Origin of the sequence: Microbacterium paraoxydans (genome assembly GCF_900105335.1) — a bacterium.
Classification (GTDB): domain Bacteria; phylum Actinomycetota; class Actinomycetes; order Actinomycetales; family Microbacteriaceae; genus Microbacterium; species Microbacterium paraoxydans.
This window is the reverse complement of record NZ_LT629770.1, coordinates 731443-744119: the sequence shown is the minus strand read 5'-3', so window position 1 is coordinate 744119 and position 12677 is coordinate 731443. Positions and strand designations below refer to the sequence as shown.

The 12677-nt window shown below is 66.9% G+C and carries 13 protein-coding genes and 1 pseudogene; 6 read left to right on the top strand and 8 right to left on the bottom strand.

The window, feature by feature from the left end; genetic code table 11:
* Positions 1 to 30 precede the first annotated feature (30 nt).
* The 4 genes from erpA to BLU02_RS03805 all read left to right on the top strand — a co-directional run bounded on the left by erpA (position 31) and on the right by BLU02_RS03805 (position 3604).
* The gene (erpA, locus tag BLU02_RS03820; protein WP_060921216.1) at positions 31 to 393 is read left to right on the top strand and encodes an iron-sulfur cluster insertion protein ErpA; all 363 of its coding nucleotides are present in this window, start codon (positions 31 to 33) and stop codon (positions 391 to 393) included.
* A gap of 109 nt (positions 394 to 502) precedes the next feature.
* On the top strand, positions 503 to 1429 hold the full coding sequence (ctaC, locus tag BLU02_RS03815) for an aa3-type cytochrome oxidase subunit II (protein ID WP_060921215.1): 927 nt from the start codon (positions 503 to 505) through the stop codon (positions 1427 to 1429).
* Positions 1430 to 1432: 3 nt separating this feature from the next.
* Entirely contained in the window at positions 1433 to 3166 is a 1734-nt protein-coding gene (gene ctaD / locus BLU02_RS03810; RefSeq protein WP_025105065.1) for an aa3-type cytochrome oxidase subunit I, read from the top strand.
* Between the two features lie 3 nt (positions 3167 to 3169).
* Positions 3170 to 3604, top strand: coding sequence for a cytochrome c oxidase subunit 4 (locus tag BLU02_RS03805; protein WP_025105064.1), 435 nt, complete (start codon positions 3170 to 3172; stop codon positions 3602 to 3604).
* Positions 3605 to 3667: 63 nt separating this feature from the next.
* Here the strand turns inward: BLU02_RS03805 and BLU02_RS03800 are convergent, their stop codons facing one another.
* The 7 genes and pseudogenes from BLU02_RS03800 to ctaE form a co-directional block, all read right to left on the bottom strand.
* On the bottom strand, positions 3668 to 4087 hold the full coding sequence (locus tag BLU02_RS03800) for a rhodanese-like domain-containing protein (protein ID WP_060921214.1): 420 nt from the start codon (positions 4085 to 4087) through the stop codon (positions 3668 to 3670).
* A gap of 80 nt (positions 4088 to 4167) precedes the next feature.
* Complete coding sequence (locus tag BLU02_RS03795; protein ID WP_060921213.1) at positions 4168 to 4695, bottom strand: GNAT family N-acetyltransferase; 528 nt, start codon at positions 4693 to 4695, stop codon at positions 4168 to 4170.
* Positions 4692 to 4913 (bottom strand): annotated as a pseudogene (locus BLU02_RS03790) (RidA family protein); the annotation flags it as partial. The pseudogene BLU02_RS03790 and the gene BLU02_RS03795, both read right to left, overlap by 4 nt.
* Before the next feature lie 124 nt (positions 4914 to 5037).
* The gene (qcrB, locus tag BLU02_RS03785; protein WP_025105060.1) at positions 5038 to 6852 is read right to left on the bottom strand and encodes a cytochrome bc1 complex cytochrome b subunit; all 1815 of its coding nucleotides are present in this window, start codon (positions 6850 to 6852) and stop codon (positions 5038 to 5040) included.
* On the bottom strand, positions 6849 to 7925 hold the full coding sequence (gene qcrA, locus BLU02_RS03780) for a cytochrome bc1 complex Rieske iron-sulfur subunit (RefSeq protein WP_025105059.1): 1077 nt from the start codon (positions 7923 to 7925) through the stop codon (positions 6849 to 6851). Before qcrA ends, qcrB begins: the two co-directional genes overlap by 4 nt.
* A 36-nt stretch (positions 7926 to 7961) precedes the next feature.
* Positions 7962 to 8762, bottom strand: coding sequence for a cytochrome bc1 complex diheme cytochrome c subunit (qcrC, locus tag BLU02_RS03775; protein ID WP_025105058.1), 801 nt, complete (start codon positions 8760 to 8762; stop codon positions 7962 to 7964).
* 20 nt (positions 8763 to 8782) lie between these two features.
* Positions 8783 to 9436: an aa3-type cytochrome oxidase subunit III gene (gene ctaE, locus BLU02_RS03770; RefSeq protein WP_105950032.1), complete on the bottom strand. Its 654-nt coding sequence runs from the start codon at positions 9434 to 9436 to the stop codon at positions 8783 to 8785.
* 192 nt (positions 9437 to 9628) lie between these two features.
* Here ctaE and trpD point away from each other — a divergent pair, with 192 nt between their 5' ends.
* Complete coding sequence (gene trpD, locus BLU02_RS03765; RefSeq protein ID WP_060921212.1) at positions 9629 to 10699, top strand: anthranilate phosphoribosyltransferase; 1071 nt, start codon at positions 9629 to 9631, stop codon at positions 10697 to 10699.
* A 2-nt stretch (positions 10700 to 10701) separates the two neighbouring features.
* The gene (locus BLU02_RS03760; RefSeq protein WP_174521415.1) at positions 10702 to 11688 is read left to right on the top strand and encodes a PHP domain-containing protein; all 987 of its coding nucleotides are present in this window, start codon (positions 10702 to 10704) and stop codon (positions 11686 to 11688) included.
* A 12-nt stretch (positions 11689 to 11700) separates the two neighbouring features.
* Here BLU02_RS03760 and BLU02_RS03755 read toward each other — a convergent pair whose 3' ends face one another.
* Entirely contained in the window at positions 11701 to 12651 is a 951-nt protein-coding gene (locus BLU02_RS03755) for a 5'-3' exonuclease (RefSeq protein WP_060921210.1), read from the bottom strand.
* Positions 12652 to 12677 lie beyond the last annotated feature (26 nt).

The following is a 12677-nucleotide window of genomic DNA, read 5'->3' as shown; positions in this document are numbered from 1 at the left end:
GCCCGTACCCGGCCCGTCATGAGGAGCGACATGAGCGACACCACCCTGTCCGCAGAGACCACAAGCGCACACGGCGTCAAGCTGACGGACGCCGCTGCTACGAAGGTGAAGAACCTCCTGGAGCAGGAGGGCCGCGATGACCTCCGTCTGCGCGTCGCCGTGCAGCCCGGCGGCTGCTCGGGCCTGATCTACCAGCTCTACTTCGACGAGCGGTACCTCGAAGGCGACGAGACCGTCGACTTTGACGGTGTCGAGGTCATCGTCGACAACATGAGCGTTCCCTACCTCGACGGTGCCTCGATCGACTTCAAGGACACCATCTCGGAGCAGGGCTTCACCATCGACAATCCGAACGCGGCGGGCAGCTGCGCCTGCGGCGACAGCTTCCACTGACACGTTCTTCCCGCGAACGGCCGTCGTCACCTCGCGTGACGGCGGCCGTTCCGCTTCTCAACCTGCATGGTTGGCATGAATCAGGTGTGAGGTTGCTCTAGACTTGGACATGCCTTGTCCGCGATCTGAAAGGTGCATCGTGCCCTCGAAACGCCGCCTTCGTTGGGCCGCACTCCCTGTGGGAGTTGTGGCAGCTGTGGCTCTGGCGGGATGTACTCCCACCGAGCTGAACGGCTTTCTTCCGGGCTTCGTGGATGGTGGTCCGGCAGCAACCAACCAGACGGAGCGCGTGTCGTCCCTCTGGGTGAACTCCTGGATCGTGCTCCTCGCGGTCGGTGTCGTCACCTGGAGCCTCATGGCCTGGGCTGCGATCGCGTACCGCCGCCGCAAGGGCCAGACCGGCCTCCCGGTGCAGATGCGCTACAACATGCCGATCGAGATCTTCTACACGATCGTGCCGCTCATCCTCGTGTTGGGCATGTTCTTCTTCACGGCTCGCGACCAGACCGAGATCGAGACGAAGTGGGACGACCCCGACGTCGAGATCACCGCGATCGCCAAGCAGTGGGCGTGGGACTTCCAGTACAACGGTGAGACCGAGGAAGACACCGTGTGGACCATGGGCATCCAGGCCCAGCCCGACGCGGAAGGCAACATCGACCAGGCGGAGCTGCCGACCCTGGTGCTGCCGGTCGACCAGAAGGTCACCATCAACCTGCAGTCGCGCGACGTCATCCACTCCTTCTGGATCATCGACTTCCTCTACAAGAAGGACATGTTCATCGGGAAGGACAACTCCTGGTCCTTCATCCCCACCCGTGAGGGCGAGTACGCCGGCAAGTGCGCCGAGCTCTGCGGCGAGTACCACTCGATGATGCTCTTCAACGTGAAGGTCGTCTCGCAGGACGAGTACAACGCCTACCTCGAGACCCTCGAGGAAGAGGGCAACACCGGGGACATCACCGACGCGTACGACCGTCTCTCGAACCTCCCCGGCACCTCCGGGAAGACCGACACCGAGGAAGGAGAGGAGTAAGCCATGTCGACCACTGAAGCTCCTCGCACCGACGAGGCACCTCGCTCCCGTCCCACCACCCTGCCCGCGCGCCAGGCTGCTCTGATGAGCTCCTCGCGCGTCGAGCAGAAGGGCAACATCGTCGTCAAGTGGATCACCTCCACGGACCACAAGACGATCGGGTACATGTACCTCATCGCCTCGGTGATGTTCTTCCTCCTGGGTGGCGTGATGGCGCTGGTGATCCGCGCCGAGCTGTTCGCTCCGGGGATGCAGATCGTCCCGACCAAGGAGCAGTACAACCAGCTGTTCACGATGCACGGCACGATCATGCTGCTGATGTTCGCGACGCCGCTGTTCGCGGGATTCGCCAACGCGATCCTGCCGCTGCAGATCGGCGCTCCGGACGTCGCGTTCCCGCGTCTGAACGCCTTCGCCTTCTGGCTGTTCCTGTTCGGGTCGACTATCGCGGTCGCCGGCTTCCTCACCCCGCAGGGTGCGGCCTCGTTCGGCTGGTTCGCGTATCAGCCCTTGGCCAACGCGTCGTTCTCGCCAGGAGCGGGCGGAAACCTCTGGATGCTCGGTCTCGGCATCTCGGGCTTCGGTACCATCCTCGGTGCGGTGAACTTCATCACGACGATCATCACGATGCGTGCTCCCGGCATGACGATGTGGCGCATGCCGATCTTCAGCTGGAACACGCTCATCACCAGCCTGCTGATCCTGATGGCCTTCCCGGTCCTGGCCGCGGCGATCTTCGCCGCCGCCGCCGACCGCGTGCTCGGTGCGCACATCTACGACCCGGCCAACGGCGGTGTCCTGCTCTGGCAGCACCTGTTCTGGTTCTTCGGCCACCCCGAGGTCTACATCATCGCGCTGCCGTTCTTCGGCATCGTCTCGGAGATCTTCCCGGTGTTCAGCCGGAAGCCGATCTTCGGGTACAAGACCCTGGTCTACGCGACGATCGCGATCGCGGCCCTGTCCGTCGCCGTGTGGGCGCACCACATGTACGTCACCGGCTCCGTGCTGCTGCCGTTCTTCGCCCTGATGACGATGCTCATCGCGGTGCCCACCGGTGTGAAGATCTTCAACTGGATCGGAACGCTCTGGCGCGGTTCGGTGACGTTCGAGACCCCGATGGTGTTCTCGCTCGGCTTCCTCGTGTCGTTCGTCTTCGGTGGCCTCACCGGTGTGATCCTCGCGGCCCCGCCGCTGGACTTCCACCTCAGCGACAGCTACTTCGTCGTGGCGCACTTCCATTACGTGGTGTTCGGTACGGTCGTGTTCGCGATGTTCGCCGGCTTCTACTTCTGGTGGCCGAAGTGGACGGGTCGCATGCTGAACGAGCGCCTCGGCTACGTGCACTTCTGGATGCTGTTCGTCGGCTTCCACATGACCTTCCTCATCCAGCACTGGCTCGGTGTCGACGGCATGGTGCGTCGCTACGCGGACTACTCCGCAGCGGACGGCTGGACGTGGCAGAACCAGGTCTCGACGATCGGCGCGATCATCCTCGGCGCCTCGATGCTGCCGTTCTTCCTGAACGTCTGGATCACGGCGCGCAAGGCGCCGAAGGTCACGGTGAACGACCCCTGGGGCTACGGCGCCTCGCTCGAGTGGGCCACGTCGTGCCCGCCGCCGCGGCACAACTTCACGTCGATCCCGCGCATCCGCAGTGAGCGTCCGGCCTTCGACCTAAACCACCCGGAGGCCGCGGAGTTCGCGACCACCGCACCCGGCGAGCGAGAGGGCCACTGAGCCATGCGCGACAACGTCATCATCTGGTGGGTCCTCACCGCGTTCTTCGCCCTCGTCGGCGTCGTCTACACGGGCTGGAACATCCTGGCTCACCCGGGCCTTCCGCTGGTGAACCAGATCGAGTGGGTCGGCACGGTCGCCCTGTTCTTCTCGGCCTTCATGGGTGCGATGGTCGCTTTCTACCTCGACCGGACGCACAAGGCGCAGAACGGTGAGCTGCCCGAGGACATCCTCACGTCGGACATCGACGACGGTGACCCCGAGCTCGGCGAGTTCAGCCCGTGGTCCTGGTGGCCGCTCGTCCTCGCGGCTTCGGCGGGTGTCTTCGTCGTGGGTCTTGCGGTCGGTCACTTCCTGCTCCCGATCGGCCTCGCGATCTTCGTGGTCGCGATCGTCGGCTGGGTCTACGAGTACTACCGCGGCAACTTCGCCCGCTGAGTCTCCTCGCACCACGAAGGTCCCCGGATCACTCCGGGGGCCTTCGTCGTTCCTGTGAACAGTTCACACGTGGGTGCGGACGCGGGGGATTCCGGTCAGCGGGTCGACGGGACGGTGGTGCACACCCTCGGCGTCTTCGATGGGATATCCCTCGCGGGCCCAGTACTCGAAGCCGCCGATCATCTCGCGCACGCGATAGCCGAGACGAGCGAACTCGAGCGCGCCGCGGACGCCGCCGTTGCATCCGGGGCTCCAGCAGTAGACCACGACCTCGGCGTCCGCCGGGATCTCCTCCGGGGCACGGTGGGCGATCTCGCTGTGAGGCATGTGGAGCGCGCCGGACACGCGCCCCTGGGCGAATGCCTCGGTCGAGCGGACGTCGACCACGACCAGTGCGCGGCCGGCGGCACGGTCGGCGTGCACGTCGCTGGGGTCGGTCTCGAAGGCGAGTCGGGCGGCGAAGTAGTCGAGGCGATCGATCATGAGCCCAGGCTAGGGATGTGCGGGCGCCGACGACCGAGGAATACCGTCGCGCGTCGCGCGAATCCTGCCGTCGTAGTCGGTCAGAGCGCCGCGGTCATCTGGATCCGCCGCCCGTACCGGGTCAGGCCGAGACGCTCTTCGACGGCGACGAGTTCGCGGAGGAAGTCGGTGTCCGGCGTGGACTCCGTGAAGCCGCAGCGGAAGTAGAACGGGGCGTTCCAGGGTACATCCGCGTAGGTCCGCAGCGTGAGCTGCGTGCGACCCCGCCGGCGGGACTCATTCTGGGCCGCCAGGACGAGGGCGCGACCGATCCCGCGGCGACCGGAGGCGGGGTGGACGGACAGCTGCTCCAGATGGGCGTACCCGGGTCCTTCCAGTACCTGCACGAACCCGACCGGCACCTCATCATGTCCGCCGGCAGGCTCCGCCGTAGGGGAGCAGGTGGCCACCATGACGAACCCCTCGGCGCGCCGGCGGTCGTCGGCTGTCGACGGCGGGGGCCAGTCCTCGGCACCGAAGCGATCGGTCAGAAGGATGTCAGCGGCGCGCTCGATCTCCTCGAGGACGGCATGGTCCTGATCCGTCGCGTGTCGGATGAGGACGGTCATGCACGCTCCGCGGGTAGAGCGGCGATCGCCTCGATCTCGACGAGCTGGTCGTCGTAGCCGAGGACGGTCACGCCGAGGAGGGTGCTGGGGACGTCGTGAGCGCCGAAAGCGGCGTGGATGACGTCCCAGGCCGTGACGAGGTCCCGCTGCGCGGAGGAGGCCACCAGGACCCGCGTGCCGATGACATCCGTCGGAGCGGCGCCGGATGCCTTGAGCGCGTCGGCGAGGAGGGGAGCACGGAGCAGGCGGACGGCCGAAGACATGAGACGATCCTCTCATCGGGGGAGAACGATGAAAGCCCCGTCCGATCGGACGAGGCCTTCATCGAAGGGGAGTGACGACTTACTCGTCGTCCTCCGACTTCTTCTTCCGAGGCTTCTTGACGGGCTCGGTCGAGATCACCGTGCTGGGCGTGTTCGGCGTCTCGTCGACGTGCGTCTCGTCGACGGTGAGCGGCGCGTCCGGGAACCCGGCGCGCTCGTGAGCTCCCTGGATCTCGGCGGCCTCCGCCTCCTCGTTCCCCGCAGTGACGTGATGCTGGTGCGCGTCAGCCGCGTCGATCTCGGCCTGCGTGAGCGGGGCGAGACGGTCCTCGAAGAACCAGCGCGACATCGCCGAACGGAGGTTCTCCGTCCAGGGGATGCGGCCCTTGGCGTTCGGGCGGACGACCAGCGGCTCGTAGCCGTCGACGTCGATGAGCTTCCAGCGGTCGTAGACGTCGACCGGCTGGTGCACCTCGATGAACTCGCCGCCGGGGAGACGCACGATGCGGCCCGACTCGAAGCCGTGCAGGACGATCTCGCGGTCCTTCTTCTGGAGCGCGATGCAGATGCGCTTCGTGACGAAGTAGCCGATGATCGGGCCGAGGAACAGCAGCGCCTGCAGCGTGTGGATCACGCCCTCCATGGTGAGCATGAAGTGCGTGGCGATGAGGTCGGACGAGGCCGCCGCCCACAGGACCGCGTAGAAGATGACGCCGGCGACGCCGATCGCGGTGCGGGTGGCCGCATTGCGCGGACGCTGGGCGATGTGGTGCTCACGCTTGTCGCCGGTGACCCACGCCTCGATGAACGGGTAGATCGCGACGATGACGATGAACAGGCCGAGCACGGCGACCGGGGCCAGGATTCCGAACGACCAGGTGTGGTCGAGGAACACGATGTCCCAGTTCGACGGTGCCAGGCGCAGCGCGCCGTCCGCGAACCCGATGTACCAGTCCGGCTGCGTACCGGCCGAGACGGGGGAGGGGTCGTAGGGGCCGTAGTTCCAGATCGGGTTGATCTGGAAGAACGTCGCGATCAGCACGATGGTGCCGAAGACGATGAACAGGTAGCCACCCATCTTGGACATGTAGACCGGCATCATCGGGTAGCCCACGACGTTGTCGTTCGTGCGGCCGGGGCCGGCGAACTGCGTGTGCTTGTTGATGATCATGAGCATCAGGTGCACCGCGATGAAGGCGATGACCAGCATCGGGAGCAGCAGGATGTGCAGCGTGTACAGGCGACCCACGATGTCGGTGCCGGGGAACTCGCCGCCGAAGAGGAGGAACGAGGTCCAGGTGCCGATCAGCGGGAGACCCTTGATCATGCCGTCGATGATGCGCAGACCGTTACCCGACAGCAGGTCGTCGGGGAGCGAGTAACCGGTGAAGCCCTCGGCCATCGCGAGGATGAACAGCACGAAGCCGATCACCCAGTTCAGCTCGCGCGGCTTGCGGAACGCGCCCGTGAAGAACACGCGCAGCATGTGCACGCCGATGCCGGCGATGAAGACGAGCGCGGCCCAGTGGTGGATCTGGCGGACCAGGAGGCCACCGCGGAGGTCGAACGAGATGTGCAGGGTCGACTCGAGGGCCGACGACATCGCGATTCCGCGCATGGGGGCGTAGGCGCCGGTGTAGTGGGTCTCCACCATCGACGCCTGGAAGAAGAACGTCAGGAAGGTTCCGGAGAGGAACACGACGACGAAGCTCCAGAGCGCGATCTCACCGAGCATGAACGACCAGTGGTCAGGGAAGATCTTGCGACCCAGCTCCTTGACGAAGCCGGAGAGGCTCGTGCGCTCATCGATGTAGTTCGACGCGGCGCCGACGAAGCGGCCGCCGAGAGGCGCCTTGGTGTCCTTCTCGTCCTTGGACAGCGTTGCGGTGCTCAATGGCGCTCCCAGAAGCTCGGGCCGACGGGTTCGGTGAAGTCGCTGCGTGCGATGAGGTAGCCCTCGTCGTCCACGGTGATGGGCAGCTGAGGCAGCGGCCGAGCGGCCGGGCCGAAGATGACCTTCGCGTGGTCCGTGACGTCGAACTGCGACTGGTGGCACGGGCACAGCAGGTGGTGGGTCTGCTGCTCGTACAGCGCGACGGGGCAGCCGACGTGCGTGCAGACCTTGGAGTACGCGACGATGCCGTCGTAGGACCAGTCCTTGCGGTCCTCGGCCTCGATGAGCTGCTCCGGGCGGAGGCGCATCATCAGCACGATGGCCTTGGCCTTCTCCTCGAGGTAGCCCTCATCGTGACCGAGCTCCGCGAGATCCTCCGGGATCACGTGGAAAGCGGAGCCGAGCGTGACGTCGGCGGCACGGATGGGGGTGCCGTCGGGGTCGCGGACGAGGCGCATGCCCTCATCCCACATCGTGTGCTTCAGCAGCGCGACCGGGTCGCCCGCGGTGGGGTCGTCCGGCGTGGAGTGCGGGGCGAGGCCACGGAACAGCGTCACACCGGGGATGATCGACGCGACGATCGCCGCGAACAGCGAGTTGCGGATCATCGTGCGGCGACCGAAGCCGGACTCCTCGTTGGCGTCTGCGAAGGCCTTGATGGCTGCCTCACGCGTCGAGTCCTTGCCCCGGGTGGGGTGGCGGAGCTCGACGTGCTCCTTGTCGGACATAAGGGCCTTCGACCAGTGGATCGCGCCGATGCCCAGAGCCAGCAGCGCGAGCGCGATGCCGAGACCGATGAAGAGGTTGTTCTGACGGATGTCGATGAGAGCGCCGCTCTCGATCGGGAACAGCATGTAGGCGGCGACCGCCCAGATGCTGCCGGCGAGCGACAGGTAGAACAGCGTGTAGACGGTGCGGACGGCGGCCTTCTCAGCGCGCGGGTCCTTGTCGGTCATCCGCTCGCGGTGCGGCGGAAGACCGGGGTTCTGCACGGGATCGCTGACTGCGACACCCAGCCCCGGAGAGGGCTGGTAGGCCCTGTCAAGAGCCTGCGAGTCGTCGTCGTGTGCCATGGTGCTCCTCGTACGTTCCTCTTCGATGAATAAGCGTCAGTTGGACTTCGCCGTGATCCACACGGTGATGGCGACCAGAGCGCCGATACCGAAGATCCACACGAACAGGCCCTCGGAGACCGGTCCGAGCGAGCCGAGGGAGAAGCCGCCGATCTGGACGGACTGCTGCTGGAAGAGCAGAGCCGAGATGATGTCGCGCTTGTCCTCGTCGGACAGGTTCATGTCGCCGAAGACCGGCATGTTCTGCGGGCCGGTGACCATGGCCGCGTAGATGTGCAGCGCGCTGGTCTCCGTGATGGCCGGAGCGTACTTGCCCTCGGTGAGAGCGCCACCGGCGGCGGCCACGTTGTGGCACATCGCGCAGTTGACGCGGAAGAGTTCGGCGCCGTGCGCCACGTCGCCCTCGCCGTCGATGATCTCGTCAGCGGGGTACGTCGGGCCGGGGGCCTCGGACTGCACGTAGGCCGCCATCGCGAGGATCTGCTCCTCGGTGAACTGCGGCTCCTTCTGCGGAGCCTGCGGTCCCTGCATCTGCAGCGGCATACGACCGGTCGACACCTGGAACTCCACCGCCAGCTCGCCGACGCCGTAGAGGCTCGGGCCGTTGGGGGTGCCCTCCAGGTCGAGGCCGTGGCAGGTGGCGCAGTTGGCCGTGAACAGCTTCTCGCCGTCTTCGACCGTCAGCTGCGTCGACGCCGTGGGGGCGTCGTTGGCGGCGAAGGCCGCCGTCGCGCCCGCGTACACCGCACCGGTGATCATGAGGCCTGCTCCGATGAGTGCGGCCGCCGCCAGTGGGCTGCGACGACCGCTCGAACGGCGCTTCTTCTCTCGTGCCATCTCGGGGATCAGCTCCGCTCTTATTTCAGGAAGTAGATAACGAAGAACAGCACGATCCAGACGACGTCGACGAAGTGCCAGTAGTAGGACACCACGATCGAGGAGGTCGCCTCCTTGTGCCGGAAGTTCTTGACGGCGTACGCGCGGCCGATCACCAGGAGGAACGCGACGAGTCCGCCGGTGACGTGGAGGGCGTGGAAGCCGGTGGTGATGTAGAAGGCCGAGGCGTAGGCGTCAGCCTGGATCGGCATTCCCTCGGCGACCAGCTGGGCGTACTCCCAGACCTGACCCGAGACGAAGATCGCGCCGAGGGCGAAGGTGAGGAAGAACCACTCGACCATGCCCCAGCCGAACAGACGACGGCGGCCGGCACCGTTCTTCTGTCCCTTGCCGATCTTGTACGGCTGCAGGTCCTCCGCCGCGAACACGCCCATCTGGCACGTGAAGGAGGAGAGCACGAGGATCGCCGTGTTCACTGCCGCGAACGGAACGTTCAGGAGCTCGGTACGGTCGGCCCACAGCTCGGGTGAGGTGCTGCGGAGTGTGAAGTAGATCGCGAAGAGTCCCGCGAAGAACATCACCTCGCTGCCGAGCCACACAATGGTGCCGACAGCTACCGGGTTGGGCCGCTTGATGGTTCTCGCCGCCGGGGCATACGTCGCTGAGGTCGTCACCCCTCCATTATGGCCGATCCGCGAGCGTGATTCTTGCACCCCCGACCCTCGATTCGCCCTTCGAGGACTTAGGGGACCCTAAGAAAACACTGCGAATACCCGGTGAATACGCGGGAAACGCCGTTCCTTCGTCGCGTGGGCGCCCGCCCGGATCGCACTGCACGTTTTCTCTGCGCCGATAGGATCGCACACATGGCTGATTCCCTGACCTGGTCCGACGTGCTCACATCTCTCCTGGAGCGTCGCGACCTCAGCGTCTGGGAGTCCACCTGGGCCATGCGGCGGATCATGCAGGGCGAGGTCTCCGAAGCGCAGCTCGCCGGGTTCCTCGTCGCTCTGCGCGCAAAGGGCGAGACGATCGACGAGATCGTCGGTTTCCGGGATGCCATCCTCGAAGCCGCCGTGCCGCTTCCGGTCTCTCCGGACGTGCTGGACATCGTCGGCACGGGCGGGGACCGCGTGGGTACGGTGAACGTCTCGACGACAGCGGCCGTCATCATCGGCGCCACCGGGATCCCGGTCGTCAAGCATGGGAATCGGGCCGCGAGCTCCGCGTCCGGCTCCTCCGATGTCCTCGGTGCCCTCGGCCTGGAACTCTCGCTCGATCCTGACGCCGTCGCCTCGATCCTCGACCGGACGGGTATCACCTTCGCCTGGGCGGGGGCCTTCCACCCCGGTTTCAAGCACGCCGGCGCGGTCCGTTCGCAGCTCGGCGTGCCCACGGTGTTCAACATGCTCGGACCTCTCTGCAATCCGGCGCGCGCCGAGGCGAACGCGGTCGGCGTGGCGCAGATGGAGCGGGTGCCGCTCATCACCGGCGTCTTCCGCACGCGGGGAGCGACGGCGCTGGTCTTCCGCGGCGACGACGGCCTCGACGAGCTCACGACCACCGGCCACAGCCGCATCTGGGAGGTCACCCGCGGGGACATCCACGAGCACGACCTCGACCCGCGCGACCTGGGGATCCCCCTCGCCGACCTCTCCGATCTCATCGGCGGCTCTCCCGCCCACAACGCCGAGATCCTCCGCCGGACCCTCGCGGGTGAGCAGGGGCCGGTACGGGACATCGTGCTCCTCAACGCCGCCGCCGGAATCGTCGCCTTCGAGCTGTCCCAGGACGCGACCCAGGTGCAGCGGCCGATCCTCGAGCGCCTCCGCGACGGGCTCGCCCGGGCGTCCGCGGCGGTGGATGACGGGAGTGCGCTGGCGAAGCTCGACCAGTGGATCGGCGTGAGCCGCGAGCTGGCTGCCCCGAAGGAGTGACCATGGACCCGGTCGACGCGCTGCTCGAGATCGCTTCGCTGCTGGAGCGCGAGCGGGCGTCGCGGTACCGGGCCAAGGCGTTCCGCCAGGCCGCGGCCACGTTCCAGGAGCTTCCGTCCGACGTGCAGGGCGACCCGACGCGTCTCCGGGCGGCCAAGGGCATCGGCGAGTCGACGTTCGCCGTCATCCGGCAGGCTCAGGCCGGAGAGGTGCCGGAGTACCTCGTGGAGCTCCGCGGCGACGTCGAACCGGAGAAGGTGTCGGTGCTCCGCGGAAAGCTGCGCGGAGACCTGCACGCCCACACCGAGTGGTCGGACGGGACGACCTCCATCGAGGTGATGGCTGCTGCCGCCCGCGCGCAGGGCCACGAGTACCAGGCCATCACCGACCACTCCCCGCGCCTCCGTGTCGCGCGTGGACTGTCGGCGGAGCGGCTCCGCGAGCAGATCCCGCAGGTGCGGGCGCAGTCGGGGGACGGCTTCACACTGCTCGCCGGTATCGAGGTGGACATCCTGGAAGACGGAGCCCTCGATCAGGACGATGCGCTCCTCGCGGACCTGGACATCGTCGTCGCCTCGGTGCACTCCAAGCTCCGCATGGACGGACGGGCGATGACCGCGCGGATGATCGCGGCCGTCTCGCATCCTCGGGTGAACGTCCTCGGACACTGCACCGGCCGGCTCGTGCAGGGCGACCGGGGCACGCGCCCGCCCTCGGCCTTCGATGCCGCCGCGGTGTTCGCGGCGTGCGCGGAGAACGGGGTGGCGGTCGAGATCAACTCCCGTCCTGAGCGTCAGGACCCGCCGGACGAGCTCATCGCGATCGCGCTGGAGGCGGGATGCCTCTTCTCCATCGACTCCGACGCACACGCCCCCGGACAGCTCTCCCTGCTGGACCACGGTGCCGAACGGGCGGAGCGTGCCGGCGTTCCAGCGTCACGCATCGTCACCACGTGGGGGCTTTCGCGTCTCCTCGCCTGGGCGGAGTGACGTCCGGCCGGATCAGCCCTCGGTGATCTGGTTCGCGGCCGCGGTGACCGCGGTGACGGCGCGTGTCATCGAGCTTCCGAGGTTCCAGCTCTCGGCGAGGGCCGTTGCTTCTGCGGCTTCCTCCGACGTGAGGGCGTGCAGGGCGACTTCCGGGGCAGCGATCGGAAGCGACGTGGCGACGGCGACGACGGTCGGAGCGACGTCGAGGTAGGCCTGCGCGTCGAGGATCTTCGCGCGGATGCCGGCACTCATACCTTCACCGGCTTCCGCGGCCTCCCGGATGCCGAGCAGGTCGCCGTGCTTCTGCAGCAGAGTGGCCGCCGTCTTCTCGCCGATGCCGGCGACGCCGGGAAGACCATCCGACGCGTCCCCGCGCATCGTCGCGAAGTCCGCGTACTGCGTCGGCAGGACACCGTACTTCGCGACGACCGTCGCGTCCGTGACGACTTCGAGGTTGCTCATGCCGCGGGCCGTGTAGATCACGCGCACGTCGCGCTCGTCGTCGATGAGCTGGAACAGGTCGCGGTCGCCGGTGACGATGTCCACGGGCATCGGCGCGTTCGTTGCGAGCGTGCCGATCACGTCGTCCGCCTCGTGCTCGGCGACGCCGACGATCGGAATGCCGATGGCCCCGAGCGTCTCCCTGATCAGGGGGATCTGCGCCTCCAACGGGTCGGGGACCTCTTCGACGTCCGGGGCGCCAGTCACGACCTCCACCACCCGGTGGGTCTTGTAGCTGGGGATGAGGTCGACCCTCCACTGCGGACGCCAGTCGTCATCCCAGCAGGCCACGACGTGGGTCGGCTGATAAGTGGTGACCAGCTTGGCGATCATGTCCAGCAATCCGCGTGCAGCGTTGATGGGGGAGCCATCGGGGGCCGTCACCTTGTCGGGCACGCCGTAGAACGCACGGAAGTAGAGGCTGGCGGTGTCGAGCAGCATGAGGCGTTCGGCGCGGGTCATGGGTTCAGGGTAGAGCGTGCCAGATC

Coding starts and splice junctions, on each gene's coding strand:
- erpA (WP_060921216.1), top strand. CDS start 31: ATGAGCGACACCACCCTGTCCGCAGAGACCACAAGCGCACACGGCGTC.
- ctaC (WP_060921215.1), top strand. CDS start 503: ATGCCTTGTCCGCGATCTGAAAGGTGCATCGTGCCCTCGAAACGCCGC.
- ctaD (WP_025105065.1), top strand. CDS start 1,433: ATGTCGACCACTGAAGCTCCTCGCACCGACGAGGCACCTCGCTCCCGT.
- BLU02_RS03805 (WP_025105064.1), top strand. CDS start 3,170: ATGCGCGACAACGTCATCATCTGGTGGGTCCTCACCGCGTTCTTCGCC.
- BLU02_RS03800 (WP_060921214.1), bottom strand. CDS start 4,087: ATGATCGATCGCCTCGACTACTTCGCCGCCCGACTCGCCTTCGAGACC.
- BLU02_RS03795 (WP_060921213.1), bottom strand. CDS start 4,695: ATGACCGTCCTCATCCGACACGCGACGGATCAGGACCATGCCGTCCTC.
- qcrA (WP_025105059.1), bottom strand. CDS start 7,925: ATGGCACACGACGACGACTCGCAGGCTCTTGACAGGGCCTACCAGCCC.
- qcrC (WP_025105058.1), bottom strand. CDS start 8,762: ATGGCACGAGAGAAGAAGCGCCGTTCGAGCGGTCGTCGCAGCCCACTG.
- trpD (WP_060921212.1), top strand. CDS start 9,629: ATGGCTGATTCCCTGACCTGGTCCGACGTGCTCACATCTCTCCTGGAG.
- BLU02_RS03760 (WP_174521415.1), top strand. CDS start 10,702: ATGGACCCGGTCGACGCGCTGCTCGAGATCGCTTCGCTGCTGGAGCGC.
- BLU02_RS03755 (WP_060921210.1), bottom strand. CDS start 12,651: ATGACCCGCGCCGAACGCCTCATGCTGCTCGACACCGCCAGCCTCTAC.